Source organism: Streptomyces alkaliterrae (genome assembly GCF_007097205.2).
Classification (GTDB): Bacteria; Actinomycetota; Actinomycetes; order Streptomycetales; family Streptomycetaceae; genus Streptomyces; species Streptomyces alkaliterrae.
The window spans coordinates 1-402 of sequence record NZ_VJYK02000745.1 but is presented as its reverse complement, the minus strand read 5'-3'; the positions used below and the strand labels follow the sequence as shown (position 1 = coordinate 402).

Sequence of the window (402 nt, the reverse complement as noted above, 5' to 3'; positions counted from 1 at the left end):
CACCCCATGTGCGTCTCGATGGCCCCCGCCCGCTTCTCCGGCACCACCCTCTACATCGGCCGACGCGACCACCCCGCCCACGGCCTCATCCACGTCCTCGGCTACCAGAACTCCGCCGCCAACCTCGCCGACGGCCCCAACGCCATGCTTCTCCACCTGCCGTCCGCGCGGCCGATGACGCCCGACAACTTCATCTCCGTGGGCAGGAGCGAGACGATCCTCAGCCGCATGGTCGACGCCCTGCGCCCGGTCGCCCCCGCGGCGCCCGGATCGATGGACTGGATGGGCGGTGCGCCCCGCGGCGCCGCTGTCCGCGTCTTCGACCACGACGTCTACACCGTCCTTCTCGCAGAGGACGCGACGCTGATCCCCGCCGCCCTCTCCCGCGTCCCCCACCGCAAG

1 pseudogene is annotated in these 402 nt (G+C 72.1%); it reads left to right on the top strand.

Going from position 1 to position 402, the window contains the following annotated elements:
* Positions 1–402 (top strand): annotated as a pseudogene (locus tag FNX44_RS28500) (hypothetical protein); the annotation flags it as partial.